The organism is Winogradskyella thalassocola (assembly GCF_900099995.1).
Taxonomy (GTDB): Bacteria; Bacteroidota; Bacteroidia; order Flavobacteriales; family Flavobacteriaceae; genus Winogradskyella; species Winogradskyella thalassocola.
Map to the genome: position 1 here is coordinate 301,506 of NZ_FNCZ01000001.1, position 21,825 is coordinate 323,330.

Annotated in this window: 9 protein-coding genes; 5 read left to right on the plus strand and 4 right to left on the minus strand. The window is 36.0% G+C overall.

What is annotated here, in order from left to right; genetic code table 11:
• The first annotated feature begins 11 nt into the window (after window positions 1–11).
• The 3 genes from BLT80_RS01265 to BLT80_RS01275 all read left to right on the plus strand — a co-directional run bounded on the left by BLT80_RS01265 (window position 12) and on the right by BLT80_RS01275 (window position 2,391).
• Window positions 12–482 (plus strand): hypothetical protein, encoded by a 471-nt coding sequence (locus BLT80_RS01265; RefSeq protein WP_092465776.1) that lies wholly within the window; start codon window positions 12–14, stop codon window positions 480–482.
• Window positions 483–987: 505 nt separating this feature from the next.
• Complete coding sequence (locus tag BLT80_RS01270) at window positions 988–1,848, plus strand: cupin-like domain-containing protein (protein ID WP_092466849.1); 861 nt, start codon at window positions 988–990, stop codon at window positions 1,846–1,848.
• A 60-nt stretch (window positions 1,849–1,908) separates the two neighbouring features.
• Window positions 1,909–2,391 carry a DUF6646 family protein gene (locus BLT80_RS01275; protein WP_092465777.1) on the plus strand — a complete coding sequence of 161 codons (483 nt, stop codon included), beginning with the start codon at window positions 1,909–1,911 and terminating at the stop codon, window positions 2,389–2,391.
• Between the two features lie 244 nt (window positions 2,392–2,635).
• Here the strand turns inward: BLT80_RS01275 and BLT80_RS01280 are convergent, their stop codons facing one another.
• A complete protein-coding gene (locus tag BLT80_RS01280) occupies window positions 2,636–3,109 on the minus strand; it encodes a regulatory protein RecX (protein ID WP_092465778.1) in 474 nt (157 codons plus the stop codon).
• Window positions 3,110–3,377: 268 nt separating this feature from the next.
• On the opposite strand from BLT80_RS01280, the gene BLT80_RS01285 reads away from it, so the two are divergent.
• Together BLT80_RS01285 and BLT80_RS01290 are read left to right on the plus strand one after the other, a co-directional pair.
• Window positions 3,378–9,251 (plus strand): choice-of-anchor D domain-containing protein, encoded by a 5,874-nt coding sequence (locus BLT80_RS01285; RefSeq protein ID WP_092465779.1) that lies wholly within the window; start codon window positions 3,378–3,380, stop codon window positions 9,249–9,251.
• Between the two features lie 292 nt (window positions 9,252–9,543).
• Complete coding sequence (locus BLT80_RS01290; protein WP_092465780.1) at window positions 9,544–15,915, plus strand: InlB B-repeat-containing protein; 6,372 nt, start codon at window positions 9,544–9,546, stop codon at window positions 15,913–15,915.
• 270 nt (window positions 15,916–16,185) lie between these two features.
• Here the strand turns inward: BLT80_RS01290 and BLT80_RS01300 are convergent, their stop codons facing one another.
• Genes BLT80_RS01300 through porZ form a run of 3 tightly spaced genes read right to left on the minus strand, consistent with a single transcriptional unit; the run spans window position 16,186 to window position 21,754 of the window.
• A complete protein-coding gene (locus tag BLT80_RS01300; protein ID WP_092465782.1) occupies window positions 16,186–18,621 on the minus strand; it encodes a TonB-dependent receptor plug domain-containing protein in 2,436 nt (811 codons plus the stop codon).
• A gap of 26 nt (window positions 18,622–18,647) precedes the next feature.
• On the minus strand, window positions 18,648–19,367 hold the full coding sequence (gene recO, locus BLT80_RS01305; protein ID WP_092465783.1) for a DNA repair protein RecO: 720 nt from the start codon (window positions 19,365–19,367) through the stop codon (window positions 18,648–18,650).
• Window positions 19,368–19,369: 2 nt separating this feature from the next.
• Entirely contained in the window at window positions 19,370–21,754 is a 2,385-nt protein-coding gene (gene porZ, locus BLT80_RS01310; protein ID WP_092465784.1) for a type IX secretion system anionic LPS delivery protein PorZ, read from the minus strand.
• Window positions 21,755–21,825 lie beyond the last annotated feature (71 nt).

Consider the following 21,825-nt stretch of genomic DNA (forward strand, 5'->3'; position numbering starts at 1 on the left):
ATCATCTTTTCTTGACTATAATTAGCTACAAAAGACCAATACCTAAATTAAAGTTTATTTATGGTATTGGTCTTTTTTTTATCGGAATTCTGAGTATCGACACCTATTTTGGTGTGCTTTTCTTAGGAGCAGGAGTCTTCTTTTTCTATACCGATGGTATCGAAATTGACCTCACAACAAAAAAATACCGTAATACTATTAACCTATTTGGCCTTACCTATGGGAAATGGAAAGACTTTCCTGAAATAGAATACGTTTCTGTGTTTAAAACCACGCAGACCACACGCGTTTGGGTCTCCACAGCAAGCACAAACGTAACGACAACGGTGGTTAAAGTCAATTTATTTTATAATACCAATCAGAAAATTGAAGCCTATGAAACCGATGCTACGGATACCGCTTTTGATATCGCCAACCAAATTGCAACAGCCCTACAGATTGATGTCTTAGATGCCACATCGCGAGACACCAAATGGCTATAATTTAATACCAACTGTCATTCCTGCGCAGGCAGGAATCTATGAGATATAAAACCTTCAACTCTATTTAAGTTTTAGGGAGTCCGAGCCTAGTTAACACAAAATCTCAATAATAAAAAATGAATGATGAAGTGGATTCCTGCCTACGCAGGAATAACAAACCATAACGAAGTTTTAAAAATCATATCCAGAACCAATCAAAAAACAACCTACAAATAAACCCTAAAAGCTTAATCCGTAAATTGTCCCCTTGAGGATTAGTGAAAAACAAAATATATTTTGTTTTGAAGCTACCGAGCGAAGCTCATTAGGGGTGTTTCAAAAAACATTGTCAGTTCGAGTGATTTTCGAGTTATCGAAATCAAAATATATTTTGATAGAAGATACCGAAACGAAGTTTTTAAAATCGTATCGAGAACCATCCACCATCCCATTCATTAAACCTAAAACAGAATACATAAATTTTACTAACCTTTTCTTAACTTCGCAACCTAAACTTTGCTCACATTTGAAACTCAATCTTCAAGATATTCCGCGTGTTAAAACCATCACTAAGGAAGATTTTATAAACAATTACTTCAAACCACAAAAACCTGTGGTGATAGAGCATTTTATAGAAGATTGGCCAGCCTATACCAAATGGAATTTAGATTACATTAAAAAAGTTGCTGGCGACAAAACCGTACCGCTTTACGACGACAGACCTGTAGACTATAAAGATGGTTTTAACCAGGCGCATGCCAAAATGAAAATGAGCGATTATGTAGATTTACTGCAACGCGAACCCACGCGATATCGCATTTTCTTATGGAACATTTTAAAGGAAGTTCCACAACTACAAAAGGATTTTAAATTTCCTGATTTTGGATTGCGTCTCATGAAAAAGCTACCCATGCTATTCTTTGGCGGACGCGACTCGTACACCTTTATGCATTACGATATAGATTTCGCTAATATTTTTCATTTTCATTTTGAAGGTAAAAAGCAGTGCATCTTATTCGACCAAAACCAAAACAAATATTTGTACAAAGTGCCCCATGCCTTAATTACAAGAGAAGATATTGATTTCTCTAATCCAGATTTTGAAAAATGGCCAGCCCTCAAAAAAGCAAAAGGTTGGATCTGCGATTTAAACCATGGCGAAGTGCTCTACATGCCCGAAGGCTATTGGCATTACATGCGTTACATCACTCCAGGGTTTTCTATGAGTTTAAGAGCGATTGCCCGAAACCCTAAAAACCTCAGCAAGGCTATTTACAATGTGTTTATCATGCGAAATTATGATAACCTCATGCGACGTCTTAAAAGGCAAAAATGGATTGACTGGAAAAACAAAAAGGCCATTACCAATACCAACCGTTATATTTAATTTTCTGACATTAATAAAATACTATTTGTATATTTGACCCCTATTTTTAAAATTAAAAACATGAAAAACATTGTATTAGTAGTCGCTTTATTAGCTTTTAGTTTTGGTAACGCCCAAGCCTTTGAAGGTAAAGGAGATCAAAAATTTCAGGTAGGAGCTAATATTCAAGATTACGCTACAGGAATTAATGTAAGTTTCGATCACGGTTTAGGAGAAAACATCTCTGTGGGTGTATCGTCTTCTTACGCTTTAGGTGGTGCTAGTGGTATCGAAGATCTAGATTTTGGAGATCGTTTCGATTTCAAAGCACGTTTTAACGCTAACCTAGGTAACGTTATTAACATTGATGAAAACTTTGATTTGTATCCGGGTTTAAACCTTAGCCTTAAAAACTTTGGTGGCCATGTTGGAGCACGTTATTTCTTTACAGAAGGTTTTGGTGTGTATACAGAAGCCAACTTTCCTTTAGCTAAATATGAGAAAGATGCAATTGACATACATAACCAATTTGCTTTAAACATTGGTGCTGTTTTCAACTTGTAGATAAAAAACCGCTGCGCTGTTAGAATTAAAAACATAGATTAAATTCTAGCAACGAACAAACATAATACTAAGCCTTTTCATTCACGTGTAAAGGCTTTTTTTATGGAATTAAATGCTATTAAATCAAAGACTGTCATAATTTACAATACTAATTTCAAGTCTTATTTCTTAATTCTTAAATTTTGATTCTTGGCCCTCTTCTCTCAACCATCAACCAAGAACCAACAACCAACACCACCAACCATCACCCAAAATAAGCATTCAACTTCTCATAAACCAAAGCCGATTCCCAACCACGATACAACAAATAATCAGCTACCTTTTTCTTTTTCTTATACACATTAGGCTCTTTCACTTGAGCAATACGTTTTTGCACCAAATCGTCTAAGGTGTTATAATAGTCATCTAAGTCTATTTCTTTTAGAGCCGAATCGATACTGTATTTAGAAATATCCCTAAACTTCAACTCGCGCAGCAAACGGTTTTTTCCCCATTTCTTAATCCTGAATTTCCCACTAACAAACGCTTTAGCAAAACGTTCTTCGTTAAGGTAATTCTCCTGAATTAAATGCACCATAATCACATCAATAGCTTCAGGAATCATACGCATTTCCCATAGCTTTTGCCGTACCTCTTTATGGCAACGCTCTTGGTACGCACAATAGTGTTCTAATTTTTTTTGTGCTTCGTTTACCGTGTATGTTTTATTGCTATCCATCCATTTCAAAAATACAATAGATTAGGAAAAAAGAGCAGTTTAAATCATATTAAAAAAGGCGCATATAAGTGTATAAACAGCTAGTAATATATACCCATCGCTCTAACTGTAATGACATTTTGTCGTCGTTTTCTTGCATTTAATAGATAACTTGTAAGAAATCTTAACAATTTGTTAATAAATACCTACTTTTCAAGGCACTGACCTACAGACTATTTAATATATCTTTGGTCTTAATTAATTGAATCTATACATCCCTAATATCCCTATGATAAAAAACTACTCCCTCGTTTTTATAGCATTCCTATGTTTTAGCTTGTCTGGTTATGGGCAAGAAATTTTTAATGTAGCCGGTGGCGGTGCCTTTCCTGCCGGTTGGACCGACACTAATAACATCACTCCCAACAATACATCCATATCGGATTACTATCTTGTAGAACCAGGTAACCCCGGAGATATAATAGAAACTGCATCTTATAACTTAAGCGCCAACACCAGTGCAACTTTTGAAGTGGATATTAGATCTTATGGTAGTGGAACACATCGAAGTCTTTTAGTAGAAGTTTCAACAGATGGAGGTACTACCTTTACACAATCGTACACAACCCCTAATGCAACAACAAGCTTCACAACAAGAACAATAAACATTGCAACAGTTTCAGCAAATACGGTCTTAAGATTATCAGTAGATGCAACCTCTGGTAGAGGTATCCGATTGCAAGATTTAATATTAACTGGAGTTGGCGTTGGCTCTACAGACACAGAACTAAATTTCGCTTCAACAGCCTATACAGCAAATGAAGGAGATGGCACGGCAAGTATTTGTGTAGATATAATAAACCCAAGCGCTACACCAACAACAGCAAATGTAGTTTTAACCTCAACTAACGCACCACATGTTACATACGCAACAACAGGAATTACATTCCCTGCTAATAGTTCTACGCAACAATGTGTTACAGTCAATTTAGCAGATAATACCAATTGTGGAGATGCTACAGATTATACTTTTGAATTACAAAGTGTAAGTGGTGGCTCTAGTGCGAGCGCAGGTAGTGATAACGAAACTACTTTAAGTGTTGGTGATGATGATGAAACGTCAAGCACCCCTTTTAATGAAACTTTCTCAAACTTTGGAACTTTTACCCCTGTAAGTATATCTGGAAGTAAAGACTGGGAAATATCCAGTGGAAGAGCTTCAATAAATGGCTATGGAAGTTCAGGAACAGCAGAAGATTATTTAATATCAGCTTCAGTAGATATGTCATCTAACAGTGTAGCAACTTTAGCTTTTGATTTATCTGATGACTATTCTGGACCAGCATTACAAATAATGTACTCAACCAATTTTAATGGTAATTACAATAGTACAGATGTCAATGCAGCGACTTGGACTTCAGTTCCAGGTGTAACTATTTCTAGCGGAACTAGCTCTGTTAACGCAAATGTTTTAGCAATTACAGGTTCTAACGTCTATTTTGCTTTCTATTATACAGCAACTGGCACAGGTGGTGGCCAAGCTGCAACTTGGACCGTTGATAATTTATCTTTAAATATTACAGCCTGTTCAATCCCATCCCCAGAAATAAACCTCCAAGGAAACACAACAAATATAGCAGATGGTAACACAGCTATTAGCACAACAGACGACACCGATTTTGGAGATGTCCTAGTTGGCAATTCAGAAGCACACACCTTTACTATTCAAAATACAGGAACAGCAGATTTAGATTTAACAACGATTACAAGTTCAAACTCTGATTTTGTAGTGTCTGCGTATACAAATCCGACGACAGTTACGGATGGTGCTTCTACAACATTTATTGTAACATTTACTCCAACAACGACAGGCACAAGTACATCAACAATAACAATACTAAGTAATGACGCAAATGAAGCGACATATAATTTTAATGTAGAAGGAAATGGTACCGCAATACCATCCATACTTTTAAATTCTTCAAATCCTGCAGTTGCTGCTAGCAATATTACAGACGGAACGGATGACAATGTTATTTATGCGTTCAACTTGTCAGTCACAACTTACGAAGCAGAATTAACAGCATTTAATTTTACAACATCTGGATCTGCTACAAATGCAGATATTACAAACTTTAAAGTGTGGTACTCTACTAATTCGACTTTTAATGCGGGCAGTGATACTACATTACAAACCATAACCACAAGTTTAGGTTCAGGCTTACATGCGGTAACTGGTGCCTCACAAACCATAGCAAACGGAAGTACAGGCTATATTTTTATTACTACAGATTTACCTTGTGGTGCTACAGATGGAAGAACTATAACAGTAAACGCTATTACAACAGGAAATCTAACCTTTACCACAGGAAACAAATCTGGGACAGCTTATGCAAGTGGCACACACACCATAACCGAAGCAACACCAAACAATGTTGCAAGTTTAGCAACTGCAAACTGTGAAAACGGTGGTGTAGATGTATCTTGGACAGCGGCTACAGGGTGTTTAGATGATTATATCGTTGTGACTTCTACAAGTCCTTTAACAACATCTCCTAGTGGAAATGGAAGTTCTTATACTGCCAATACAACCTATGGTTCTGGTTCTAGTTATGATGATGGTTTTGTAGTTTATAAAGGCACAGGAACATCAACAAGTATTACAGCTTTAACAAATGGTACACAATATTACTATACAGTGTTCACAAGAAATGGAAATTCCTGGAGTTCAGGGGCAACGGTGAATTGCACACCTAATCTAGCCTATTGCGACCCTGGAAGCTGGTCATCTGGAGATTCAGAAATAGAAGGAGTGGTATTAACTGGTGAAAACAACGCTATAAACAACATAACACCAAATACCTGTACAAATACAGTACAAGACAATACAGCTATGAGTGCCGATTTATTTGATGGAGATTCTTATACACTTACAGTTGAATTTGGTGAATGTGACGGTGGATCTTTTTATAGTGGAGCAGGTGGTGTTTGGATAGATTGGAATAATGATGGGGATTTTGATGATACAGATGAGTTAATTGGAACAACTACGCTTTCTTTTAGCGGCTCTAATCTTTTTGAGAATTTCACTATAAACGTGCCTTCTGGTCAAACACTAGGAAATTACAGAATGCGTATTATCCAAGATGAAGGCGGTTCTGAAGCGAGTATAGACCCCTGTACAAGTCCTGGTTGGGGAACCATTGCAGATTACACCATAGAAGTCATAGCTTCTTGTACACCAACACACACATTTACTTCCATGTTACCAACAAGCGGCCCAGAAGATACTGAAATCACAGTAACAGGAACAGGATTCACAGCAAGTACAACCGCTAGTTTTGGTGCTGTAAATGCAACAGTAGATTTTGTAGATGCAACAACATTAATTGTACACGTACCAGCAGGTGCTACAACAAATATGATTAGACTTACTGAAGCTGGTTGTAGAGTTCAAACTGGAACTTTTACTATAGTTTCTACTAGTGGAACTTGTATCAGTTCATCAGGAACTTTTACAGATCTATTTATTTCAGAAGTTTATGATTCAGACGCTAATAATGTTTGGTATGTAGAACTATACAACCCTACTCCTTTTCCAATTGATTTGGATGCTGGAGACTACGAAATTGATAGATACGCTGATTTAACAACAACTGCTGTTACAGGAAATGTTGATTTAACAGGTACAGTTCCTGCTTATAGTGTTTTCACCTTAAGTTTAGGTTCAAGTGCAAATACATGTTTTAATACATTTGATATTAATATAAATGCAGGAGGAATCAATGCAGAGGATAGAAACGTATTAACAAAAGGGGGAGTAGATATTGATGCCGTTGAATTCCCTAATCAAACAGGATATACAATAAGAAGATTAGGTACGGCAACAGGACCTACGGCAACTTATAACGCTGCTGATTGGGATTTGTTAACCACAGAAGAGTGTGATGATATAGGTGTTGCTCCATTGGTAACTTACTCTAATCCAAATATTTCAACAATACTAGATGCTAGCGATTGTACTGTTTTAGATTATTCAGTTACAGCCACCGAAGGTGACTCCAATACAACTGGAGACTTAACATACCAATGGTATTTTAACAATGGTGTAAATGATGTTTGGACTCCAGTAACAAGTACATTACCTTCAGGATATACCATTCTAGGCGAAGATGGAAATAACTTATTAATGGAAGGTGACATTAATTCATTAAATGATTTAGCCAACTATCAATTTTATTGCGAAGTAACCGAAGCAGGCAGTTGTACAAATGTATCTAATGCTATTCAACCAAATTATAACGTGGTGACCTGGAACGGTAGCTGGTCTTCTTTCCCTGGCACAAATAGCACCGTTGTCCTTAATGCTAATTATGATACTGCCTCCGGAGGTGATCAAATTAGTTTCAGCGCTTGTAGTCTAATTATAAATAATGTGCTCTTATCAATTGGTGATGGTGATTTTGTTGAAGTAACAAACGATGTAACAGTTAACGGAACTAATGGAGCTATTGAGATTGAACCTCAGGGATCTTTCGTTCAAATTAATGATTCAGGAATTGTTACTGCCACGATACCAACAAATCTTAAGGTTAGCAAACTAACAGCTCCTTCAAATAACTGGTATGAATACACCTATTGGAGTTCACCTGTTTTTCAAGAAACTCCAGCCAATGGTTTAGCGCTCTCTAATCCTAACAGACGCTATCAATACAATGCGGAATACTATAGAGATTCAACCTTTGAGACCGCTAATGATGGCACAGCTACAGTTGGAGCAGGTGTAGATGATATTGATGATAATGGTAATGATTGGGGTAATATTTCAACAACATATTTAACTCCTGGTGTAGGTTACGCTTCAACACACAACCCTACTGTATTTTCAAGTACGCCGGGATGCCCAGGGCCAACATGTAGAATACGTTATACATTTTCTGGTCTATTTAATAATGGTGTCATCACGGTTCCTTTATACAGAAATGACGAAGAACTAGGTGATAACAATTGGAATTTTGTCGGCAACCCTTACCCTTCAGCAATTAGTGCAGATGTCTTTTTAGCAACCAATATGGGACTTATAGATGAAGAAATTTTGGAACCTAATCCTATTATGGGCGGAGCTATTTATTTATGGTCTCAAAATACCGCACCTTCTAATACTGCAAATGGCAATAATGGTTTAAATTTTTCGGATACAGATTATGCAATTATTAATGGTACCGGACAAACCGCAGCTCAAGAGAATGGAGGCGATTCTACAATCCCAAACAGGTTTATTCCATCTGGTCAAGGGTTCTTTATTTCTATGGATAATAATGCAACTTCAACCACCGTATCACCATCTCCTGTTCCTACTCAAGACATACAGACGGCAAATCTAATTTTTAATAATGCCATGCGTGTTACAGGGGACAATAATCAATTTTTTAGACCTAGTAATGACGCTAATTCTATAAATAAGCTATGGCTTAACCTAACATCAGATAACGGTGTGTTTAGTCAAATTTTAGTGGGTTATCTCGATCATGCCACAGATGCTTATGATGGTATGTATTTTGACGCCCCTAAAAATGGAGTGACATCCTCACATTCTGCGATATATACTTTAATTCCTAATTCTGATAAAAAATTAGCGATTCAAGGTAAAAACTCAAATAGCTTAACACTAGATGAAGTGGTTCCATTAGGCTTTTATACGTCTATAGATGTTGCAACACTATATACGTTTACTATTTCACAATTTGAAGGTGCTTTTATGACTGAAAACGCTGTTTACATTAATGACAAACTACTAAACACGTTTCATAATCTTAAAAATTCAGATTATACCTTTACCTCAGAAATTGGCGAATTTAACGACCGTTTCGAAATTGTATTTACACCAACCATACTACTCTCTATAGACGACAACCTAATTAATTCTAATGAGGTAACGCTTACAGAATTGCAAAATGGTGATGTTGAAATCAAAGTCGGACAGACACATACTATAAAGCATGTGGATATTATAGATATTACCGGAAGACGCGTTTATAGTTTACAAGGCGATGATTCTACCGAGGTGTACAACCTATCTAAACTAAGTCAGGCCGCTTATGTTGCTAAGATCACATTATCTAATGGACAAGTCATTAGTAAAAAAGCGATAAAACAAAAATGATACGATAATTAATATCAAAATAAAAAAGGTTCAATCAATTTGGTTGGACCTTTTTTTATGGCCTTTACCCAAAAGACCTAGCTTTTCTGAATAATTCTGCACTGCTCCAACCCCCTTTCCAACACGCAAACTAACTGACACTTAACATTTAACGTATTGCATCTTAATATTGAATTTTGTATTTTTACTTGTTTTTATAGCATAACATTAGTAATATCCTAATAAGCACCTAAATTACAACACGCTGATTGGCAGTGATTTTAAAAATTATTGAGATTAATCCATTTTTCCTATGATAAAAAACTACTCCCTCGTTTTTTTAGCATTCTTATGTTTTAGCTTGTCTGGTTTTGGGCAGGTTAAGATAGCTGAATTAACTTTTGAAACTCCTGGTGACTATACTACAAGTGTAACTGAATTTTCAGATGGATCTTTAGATTACTTTACTCGAACCGATGGAACCAATATTAGTAGCTCTATTAGTTTTACAAATGTTCAAGGAAGCTATTATTTTGCAGCTCATGACATTGACGGTGAAGTTAGTAGCCCTATACAATCATTATTCTTTACAGGAATTAACATTTCTGGGTACACCACTTTAGAAGTTAGAATTCATATTGCGGAAGATGACGATGGAAATAATCAAGATTGGGATGCTGCTGATTATTTTCATTTAAACGGAAAAATTGATACTGGTGGTTCTCAAAACTTAATTTGGGTAGAAAGCTCTGGCGGCACAAATACTACACCTGCTATTGACACGGATTATAATGGGACAGGTGATAGTACCCAAATAACAGATGCATTTGCACAATTTACAAAAAGCATAGCAGGTACAGGTACCAACCTAGACCTCGAATTAATTTTTAATTTAGATTCTGGTGATGAAGATATAGCAATAGATAATATTGAAATTTGGGGAGTTTCAGCAGGTCCAACAACCTATTCTATTACATATAACGGTAATAGCAACACTGGAGGAACAACTCCAACTGATAGTAATGCCTATGATTCTGGGGATACAGTAACAGTTTTAGGCAATACAGGATCCTTAGTAAACACCTGCAACGCTTTTAATGGATGGAACACAGCATCTGATGGTTCTGGCACATCCTATGTTGCTACTGATACTTTTAATATTACAGCAAATACCATATTATACGCGCAATGGCTACCTACAGGAAATACCGTAACATTTAACAGTAATGGCGGTACAGGTACAATGTCTCCTCAAACAAATTGTGTGGCAGAAAATCTCACAGCCAACACGTTTACCAATGCGGGTTTCACTTTTAACATTTGGAATACTGCTGTTAATGGTAGTGGTACTAGTTATGCAGAAGGAGCTTCATATGATTTTTCTGCTGATATTACTTTGTATGCACAATGGGATGTTTTTGTTGGGCCTTGTTTTACAATGTATGGAAAGGATTTCCCTAATACCTCTGGTTATACAACTAATGATGGTAATGCTAAAAGACTAGCTTCTGGAGGCACTGGCGGTTCAATTTCGACTGACCCATTGTCTGGAGTTTCTGGAGATATTACAGTAGAATTTAACGCTGAAGGATGGGATGATAATGAAAATGAAGTAACCGTCACCTTAAATGGTGTGTCTCAATTTTTCAGTACTATTACGGATGACTCTTTCAATGTATATACGGCAACGTTTACTGGAGTACCAGCAAATTCTGTTTTAGAATTTTCTACGGATTCAGGGAAACGCGTTTTAATAGAATTAGTAGAGGTCTTTTGTGCTGCATCAACTCCTAGCCACACAATCACATTTAATGGCAATGGTAACACTGGTGGGACAATGGCAGATCAAACCATAAACGAAGGAGCTTCAGAAAATTTAACAACCAATACCTTTATAAGAACAGGATATATGTTTGATGGTTGGTCTACGACTTCAGGTGGCGCAGTAGTTTATGCTGATAATGCTTCTTATACAATGGGAACATCAGATGTAACACTGTATGCACAATGGAGCATTGGTAATTATACTGTAAGTTATGATGGTAATGGCAATACTGGTGGTACCGCTCCTGCTGCGAATAATGGCAACTATAATACGTCTATAACATTACCAGGAGTTGGTTCTTTAGTTAGAACCGGATTTGCATTTAATGGTTGGAATACGGCCACTAATGGAAGTGGTACCCACTACAATGCTGGTGCTAGTTATACTATTGGCTCAGCGAATACAACGCTATATGCAGAATGGCTTTCTACATCACCTCCAAATGTTACAAGTGCTTTAACAGCCATTGGAGATTTAGTTAATGCTTTTACATATACAATAACTGCCTCCAACGCTCCAACAAGTTTTAATGCTACTGGGTTACCTCCAGGTTTAAGTATTAACACTTCAACAGGTGAAATTAGCGGTAATCCTACAGTAACAGGGACGTATAACGTGACTATTTCTGCAACTAATGCTTATGGCACTGACACCGAAACATTAGTCATCACTATTAATGACGCACCAGCATGTAATCCTCCTATTTGGGAAGAAAATTTTGATTACGGTTGTGAAGATGCTGCAGATATTTCGACAACGCTTGCATTTCCTAATTGGTCTTTCCAAAGTAACGGAACTGACCCATTAAAATACAGTGCTACAGGTCTTACTTATGCAAGTTACGCAAGTTCTGGTATTGGAGGAAGTGCACAATATCAAGGTGGTGGTGATGACGATATAAAAAGAGAAATCAAATATGCAGACAACACATATCCTGCATCAGGCAATCTTAATAATCCAGATAACAATCTTTTTGTTTCTTTTCTAATTAATATGACCAATTTAGGATCATCAGATTATTTTGTCTCACTTATAGATGGGAGCAATAATTATTATAGTAGAGTATATGCTCGTAATTCTGGATCTGGATATCAAATAGGGATTGTCAAATATACTGGAACAATACAATGGAGTTCCGTTTTAGATTATAATAAAACCTATTTATTAGTATTAAAAAATGAGTTTGTTGTAGGCACAGTTAATGATGTATTAAAATTATGGATAATAGAATCGGGCTTACCTGTATCGGAATCACTTGCAGGGAGTGCAACACTACAAGCTATTACTAATGATACAGATCCGGCACCAGCAAGCGGTGCATCTATTAGAAATTTTATGCTCAGACAAAGCGGGAAAGAAAATGGTGTTGTAGACGGAATTCGTGTAGCAACAAATTGGGAAGACTTATTATGTCCTGTACCTACAACAGCGCTATATTATAGGAGTAAAGATGTTGGGCCATCCAATTGGGCTAATAGTTGTGGATGGGAATCTTCACCTGACAATGTGAATTGGAGTAATTCAACCTCTGCACCAACAAAAGACGCCAATACAATTACTATAAGACCTACTCACACCGTATATGTGGAATCATCTATCTCACTTGATCAAACTGTAATTGAAGGTACATTGGAGTTGAGAACAGGCTCCGAACTTAATATCAATGATGGTACTGGTGATGACATAAAAATTGAATCTGGAGGTCTAATTAGTGTAAAGAATAATTCGGGAGATTATACATCAATTTTTTATCAAGATCCTGATGCATCTATTCATGTAGGATCAAATGGAAAAATAGAAATCATTGGAGGTGTTTCTGCTGTTCCAGGCAATATGGGGAATCTTGCTTCCAATGTTAAAAATGTTTGGGATGATGGATCTATTTATGAATGGAACAGTACAGTTGGTACTCCTGATGGTTCTGGAATAACCTATTTTCCTAATTCAGACAACTCTACCATTCCAATTTTTAGAATCAGCGCTTTATATTCGGGGGATGATACGATAGGTGGATCATTTCCTTTAATTGTTAATGGGCTAATTGATGCCAAAGTGGACATTACATTTAAATCATCCGGTACTAAAGACTTTAGAAATGGGTTTATTGGATCTAATGTTACAATTACATTTTTGGACACTTTAGGGACACTTACCATGAGTGGTCCAAGCGCTGAATTATCAGGAACTCTAAATATTGTGTTGAATAAAACATTGAATCTTACAAATGGCGCCAACGTACCTACAGGCAGCTTAGTCATAATTGACAATGGAAGTAGTTCTAATATTGCAAAGTTGGGAGGAGTTTTTAATGTAGAAACTAATGCCATTTTTGATATAGGAACAAATTGTACTATGTCCAATACATCGGGAAGCGTAGATGTTTCGGGTACTTTTAGAACTGGAAACACTAATGGTTTTACAGGAACTCTTAGTAGCTTACCAACGATAGGTGGGGTTTTAAATCTTAGTACTAATAGTACGATAGAATTAAATAGAAATGATGGAACACCTCAAAATCTTACAGCAAGAAATGACTTTAAAAACTTAACGTTTTCAGGTAGTGGTATAAAAACTATTTCGTCTGGTTTTAACCCAAATGGTCTTGTTTATATCACTGACAACGCCACTTTAGATGTTTCAAATTTTACATTTGGAAACAGTTTAACAAATTTAACGATGGATATGAATAGCCGATTCCGTATAAGTGGTATTGGTACTAAACCAGATATTACAGGTGATTATGATTTACAGGCTGGTGTAGTCGAATTTTATAATTCCGGAACTGCATTAACAGAAAATATTAGAGGTACAAGTGGTGGCACTATAGAATATTATCAAATTGAAGTAACTGGAGATATGGTTGGAAATAGTAATGCTAATATTACATTACAAGACAACGGCATATTTACAGTTAAATCTACAGGTGTTTTTGAAATTAATAATAATGCCATTGTTGGTCCTACCGGAACTCAAACAGTAAGAGTAGAAAATGGAGGTGTCTTTAAAACTGGAGATGTTGATGGTTTCAACGGAGGAACTGGAGCAGTAGCTACTTCTGTACGAAATGATGTAGAGATAATTATACTAGAAGCTGGTAGCACAGTCGAATATTCACGTATTGGTGATCAAACACTAACAGATTTCAATTCTAATGCTGACCCTTCAAATGATTATTATGCAAACCTAACTATTTCGGGTACAGGCACCAAACAAATGGGAGCTAACGACGGAATCATTATCGGTGAAGACCTAAATGTTATAGCGAGTGAACTTTATATAGACAATTCAAAATTTGTACAGGTTGAAGACAATGCTGTTATCGCTGGCGCTATTAAAGTGGAAACAAAAGGAGCGTTCGTTCAGGTTGATGATGCAGGAACATTTAGTCTATCGGGATCCGGAACGGCTACCGCAAATAAAGTGTCTGCCTCTAAAAACACACTGTTAGATTACACCTATTGGAGCTCGCCAATAACAGCGGCTAATCTAAACACGTTATTTTCTGCCGTACCCGTAAACAGAAGATACAAGTACAATGCAGCAAATTACCGCGATGAATTTATGGAAGCGCTTAATGACAACACACAAACCTTAGGGCAAGATGATATTGATGACAATGGTGACGATTGGCAATTAGCGACGGGCATAATGACACCAGGACAAGGATATGCATTTACAGGTCCTACTTTTGTAGGTGGATTTCCTTATGTAGATGATATAGATTTTACAGGCGAATTCAACACTGGAGATATTACAATTCCAATCTATGAAAACGGATTTGCACCAGATAATGATTGGAATTTGATAGGAAATCCTTATCCCAGTGCATTAGATTTTTCGGCTTTTCATACTAAAAATAATAGTTTGGTTGAAGGTGTCGCATATTTATGGTCACATTATAGTGCACTTGACAATACAAATAATGGAAATGAAGGTTACAATTTTAATCAAGATGATTATGCAATTATCAATGTTGGTAGTGGAGGAACCGCTGGTTCAAGTGGCATCATACCACAATCATACATCCCTTCTGGACAGAGCTTCTTTATCGTTGGAACAGCTACTGGAAATGCCGTTTTTAAAAATGCCATGAGAAAAGCCGATGGCACAAGTAATAATCAATTTTTTAGAAGTAATGAACCACAAAACGAAGCCAATAAATTATGGCTAAATTTAACCTCAGATAACGGTATCTTTAATCAAGTCCTAATAGCATATGTCCATGGAGCAACAGACAACTTTGATAGTTATGCTTATGATGCCCCAAGAAATTTATCAAGCGGAACAGCGGCTATTATTTATACTAAGATTGAAGACAGTCCAAATAAGAATTTTGCCATCCAAGGTAAACATCCAAATAGCTTAACACTAGATGAAGTGATACCATTAGGCTTTTACACCTCAATAGATGTCCCTACAATTTACACATTTTCTATCGCACAATTTGAAGGAGAGTTTATGACTAGCAACCCGATATATGTGTTAGACAAACTAAAAAACATAACACACAACCTTAAAGATTCAGATTACACCTTCACCTCAGAAACAGGTGAATTTAACGACCGTTTCGATATTGTATTTACACCAACCACATTGTCTATTGACGATAACATAATGGATGCAAATGAGATAACGATTACAGAATTACAAAATGGTGATGTTCAAATTAAAGTTGGAAACACCCACACCATAAAACACGTCGCTATTATAGACGTAACAGGACGCGTCGTTTATAATCTACAAGGCAATGATGCTATTGAGGTTTACGATCTATCTAAGTTGAGTCAGGCAGCTTATATTGCCAAAATCACCTTATCCAATGGACAGGTCATCAGCAAGAAAGCAATCAAACGCCACTAAATAAACGATCTCTATATTATGTAAAATAAGCCGCATTCAAAAAATGAGGCTTATTTTCGTTTTAGGCCAGAGATGGCAAGGCTTCAACAAGAATCACAACCAGATTTCAATAAGGGTTCACCCGTAGTTGCGTCGGGTCTCCCTCGGGTATGCGTCGGGTATGCGTCGGGTGAGCCTCGGGTACAATTCAAGTCAGATAAGAGTCAAGCAGGAGTAATTCACAGACAAAACATCAAAAAAAAGTTGAGCCCTCTTTTAACCAAATAACTATTAAAGGGTATATTTTAAAGCTAGAATAAAGTTTCTACCTGCTGCAGTTATTCCCGAAGAATACGGTCTATAACGTTGATCCGTTATATTTTCTAAACTAGCCGTTAGACTAAGTTGATCATTATACTGGTATTGCGCTCTAAAATTAAGGGTGTGCCAAGCTGGTGCATAAGGATCTCCATTAGCATCCAAAGCATAAATATAATCTTTCGACGCTTCCGAAGGTGACAATTGATTAAAGGCCAATTCGTTATTATAAACCACAAAAGCATCCAATAACAATTTGTTTGTCTTCCAACTCAAATGGGTACGACCAAAATTGGGTGCCACATGCCGTACGGGTTCTTCTACTCCATTATTATCTTCTGTACCACCAATAACATTGTACTGAGAACGGAGTTTTAATTGTTTGGTGAAGTTAATTTCTACCCCTGCTTCAAAGCCATAAATCCAAGCTTTTGAAGCATTCTGTATCGCCTGAATTGTACTTAATTCACCATTATAAACCATTTCGGTGTCATCATTAAGCTCATAATCGCGTCGAATTAAGGCATTGTCTAAAAAGGTGTAATAGGTGGCTAAATCTACAATGACTTTATTATCAAAATTCAACTTTAAACCCAACTCACCATTATAAGCGTATTCCGCCTTCAAGTCTTTGTTGGGTACCACAACAGCTCCGGGTTCGCTATCAAACACCTTACCGATATCATCTATATTTGGTGCTCTAAATGCTGTAGAGGCGTTAAGCTTCCATTGAATTAAATCGCTCGGAGACCATGTAACACCAGCTGTACCAGTTAAGGCACCGGTATTAACCTCAGCATCATCGAAAGGTAAATTTAAAAATACGTTGTTGGCTGTAAAATCGGCTTTCGCAATCACCTGATTAAACCGAAGTCCAGACTGAAACACAAACTTGGAATTCGGTTTATGCTTTAAACTCGCATAAGCCGCAATAGACTGCCAGGTAGAACCATCCGGATAGCGTGTAATGCTCACCGTGTTTTCATCGGTGTCAATGTTTTTATCATACCCATTTGAATGTACCGTATTATGTAAATATTCTAGACCATAAAAAATACTAGTTTTAGTATTGACGCTTTTTTCTAAATCTAAATTAAACGACACAGCATCAACCGATTCTGCTCTTACAGCACGAATATTAGATTGAAAATCACGATCCTCCCGGCTCTCTTTAAAATTCTGATATGCTAAAGTGGTCTGAATTTTATCATACAAATTAGAACTACTACTCAATTTGGTTAACTGAAAATTCCCCATAAACCATTGTTGTGGTCCATAGTTCCATTCCGCAGAACGTAATTCATCTCCTCGGTAACGAATAAGTCTATCATATCTAGAAAAATCTGAGGTGCTAGAATAATACAAGCCTAAATCAAAATCTAAATGGTCAGACGATTTATAGCTTACCTTTTGCATTGCATTAATTTGATCGTAACCAGTTGGTGTTTGTACTTTAGGATTTGGGTTAGTAACTATAACATCTTCACCGTTTTGCTGCGTTACATATTCTGGTCGCAAATAATCATCCAGACCATGGCTTCCCATTCTTAAATCATCAAAGTCAGTATAACTCACGCTGGTTAAAAAGGCCCAGTTTTTATAACCCAAATTAAAATCTAAATGACCTGTTTTCTCTGTATTTGCAGAGGCGAATCGTGTTATCGCTGTGGCACCAAAATTTAAAGCATCTGTTTCAGAAAATTGAGGCTTCTTAGTATAAAAGCTCATCACACCACCAATCGCATCACTACCATAAACTACAGAACCTGCTCCAAGAGTGACCTCTGTATGTTGTACTGAGAATGGATCTATGGCAATAACATTCTGAAGATTACCTCCTCTAAAAATAGCATTATTCATGCGTACTCCGTCTACTGCAATTAAAAGTCTATTAGTGGAAAACCCTCTAATCATAGGACTTCCACCACCCAATTGACTTTTTTGAATATAAATATTACCCGTATTCTCTAACAAATCGGCACTCGTTTGTGGGTTAGACAAGGCAATGTCTTTGGCACTTATATTCACTATGGTTTGTGGAATATCGCGTTTATGTTGTTCAAACTTAGAAGCTGAAATTAGAATTTGATCTAAACCTTCTACTTTAGGCGTGAGATAAACAATACCCTTATTTTTTGCTATTTGAGCTTTTGTTAAGCGCTGTTCTTCATATAAGAAATCTTTAAAAAAGATGACTTCGTAATCATTAAAGATAGATAAAGACACTTCCCCTTTTAAATCGGTAATAATGGTTTTGCTTTTTATCTGATTAACCACTGCCACACCTGGAATAGGCATATGGCTATCTGCTTCTAAAACAGTAATCGTTTGAGCAGTACTCAGCTGTAAAAAAAGAAATATAAAAATAATATGCGCACTAATGTGCTTCACGTATGAACTCACAATCATTATATTTTATTTTGGTAAAAAGTGATCTAACGAAACACGTCATTAAGTACTTGTAATGATTTAGGTTTTTTAAAACTTCCCAAATGTAATTCAAAATAATACAAGAGCATATTTAAAAACTCTTGCCTTTGTTTTGCCTTAATTGTTATGGTGTTTAGTGCATCAAAACTTGTGCCTAACAAACGTTTTAGGAGTGTTAAATTTTCACCCGACACAGAGTAAATCCCATGATTAGATGCTTCAAAAATTCCAGATTCTAAATTAAAGAATGCGTAGTCATTATCTAAGTTTTCTGGTAGAAATCCTAAATAGCGGGTTAGCTTTAACAAAAACAATAAATGAAAGTTTGAAAATTGATCTTCATTATCTAAATACTGAAGTGACGCTGTTATAAAATGAAATAAATCTTCGTTCTTCTCTTCTTCCTTTAACACATTAGAAAGAATTTCTGATAGAAATAAAACGATTGCACTTTTATAGATATTGGTATGAAGACTTTTGTAGATGTAATTAAACTTGGTCTCATTTATAAAATGAAGCGACTGATTAGGCTTATAATTTTCTTCAATTTGAAGTTGAGATAAAGCTTGAAAATAAACAGTTTTAGAAAGCCCTTTTTTAGATTTTAAAACACCTCTTAGCATATAACTAACCACTCCGCGTTGCTCCGTATAACATTTCACAATGAGGTCGTTATCTCTATACTTTAATTTAGAAAGAACGATGCTGTTATTTTTTGAAAGCATGTTTACCTAACTATTAATACTTTAAGCACTTTGGTTTCAAAAGAATCTAAATCTGAAATTAATATCAAATACACACCAGTTCGCACCACGTTGTTACCAAGGTTTTTACCATTCCAAATAGCAGTTCCTCCATCTATGGCGAAGTTATAACTGGTATTAGATGATCTTAAATTAACGTTAGACTGTGCTTCTGCAACCAGATTACCTTCAATATCTGTAATCTTAATATTCACACGTTCAGTAAGCCCACTAACCTTAATCCCTTTATTTATATCATTAAGATCATTAAAACCAAGAATATTGTATTCTGGTCGTACTGGATTTGGATACACAAAGGCATCCTCTAAGGTAGATCCTGTTTTTGAACCTCCAGCTTTAAAAGACAATAACCCTTTGGTTGTGGCGATATAAACAATACCATTACCTCCATCTATTGAGATATCATTAATTCTATTAGATGGTAACGGAGAATTGTCTTTTGTAAAGTGATAAATCGTAGTTTGCCCATCTGGCGAGAAATAAAACACTCCAGAATCTACTGTGCCAACCCATTTGTTATTCGAGCCATCAACCTTAATATCTGTTATCGTTTCACCTTCTAACAATTCTTTTGCAATCCCATTTTCTAAAATAATGATAGAACTTAGTGTTGGATTAGCATCTTCATAAAACCCAGAAGTATTATAAAGTACTCTTAGTCCTGTAAACATCCCAACCCAAAGTTGATTTCTATTATCTATGGCAACGGCATTAACTCTCGGAACTGGCAAACCTTGCTCTTCAGTACTAATATTACGAAGTGGTGTATTACTTATAGTTTCATTAAAAACATAAAGTCCGTTTTTATAACCACCAATCCATTTGGTACCATTATTATCAATAGCTATATCAAAATAACCAAACTCATCGCGAATAGCATCTTGGATAATACTCGAAAAATCATAGCTTTTCCAATTGCCTGAAATTGGGTCATATGATTTTAAAGGTTCAAATAATAGTGAGCTCAACGACCACAAAAGTCCATTACGGTCAAATGCAGTAGCAGAAACTCTAAGACTCCTAAAGTTTGGTGACCCTGGCAATACTAAGGATTCTAAACCACTATTGGTTTCATCATATAAAATAGTGGGTTCATAATCATTTAATTCTAAAAGGCCATCTTGAAATGAACTTACAAATACTTGGTTTTGAATAAATGGATTTACAGCTATTTGCGATAGATTTTTTGCACCAAAAACACTCTCATAAGGGATACTCTCCCATGCTTCATTTCTATAATAACTTAAACCTCTAGATCGAAGTGGACCAGGAACTAATGCTTCCGTATAATCACCAAAACTAGACCAAACGACACCAGATTCTGCATTAAGCCTAAACGTTTCATTAAATAAAGGGCCATTAGGTTTTATCTCAACATACTCGCCAACTGTAGAAATAGCATTACTTAGTACTCCAAAAGCCTCAGTACCTATATAAATAGAATCATCTAAACTCGTTGCCGAAGTGAAATTAGAATCAAATTCTTCTGTAGGTTGAAAGCTCTTTACGAGTTGTAAATTTTCATCATACACATAAATCGCAGTTGTAGTTGAGTAAATTAGGTTTGATGCTGACATATCAGCGTCTAAAGGTAACAATGGTAAAGTAAACAAGGTATTAATTGAAGCTCCATTTATTTCATAAAGCACCTTATTATCTCGTACCGAATACACTCTATTATTAATGGTATTCATTGTATAATAATTTCCTATTATAACGGTTTGCCATTGCTGATAATCTATTAAATTAGGATTGCTTAAGTCTGCCTTTTTTATTCCATTATTATCTAAGCAGGCCACGTAAATTTCATTATTTAAAATGGATACTTGTTTAACCGTAACCTGAGATCCACCGGTCCCAATAAAATACGTATCACCAAATTCCAAGCGCTCTAGATCATATACCGAAATTCCATAATCTGTTGAAATATAAATTTGTCCTTCATGTTCAAAGAAATGATTGATTCGTTTGTTAACCGGAGTAATGTTAACCTTATCTAAAATATCGACTACGGATAATACCGAATTTTCTGTTTCAGAATAAACTTCAATCAAACCGGTTTCATAACCTATTAGTACGTATTGATACAACTCACTGTAGTAAATGGTGGTAATTTGCTCACCCGAAAGTCCTTCTACCGACGTAATTGTGGTTAGTTCATTGGTTTGTGTATCATATCTAAAAACAGCATTTTGAGCTGCTGCATAAATTTTATGCTCACCACTCACCACATCTATGATATCATTATAAGAATAATGGCCTTGCCATAACGTTGAGAAATCTTGACTATAGCAAGAAGCCGTAAGCCCAAATACTAGAATAAAGATTTTAAAAACAGTACTATACATTAATTAATAAAGGTTTGCTCAAAGATATTTAATACTAACGATAATTATGCGCTTATCATATATAATGTCAT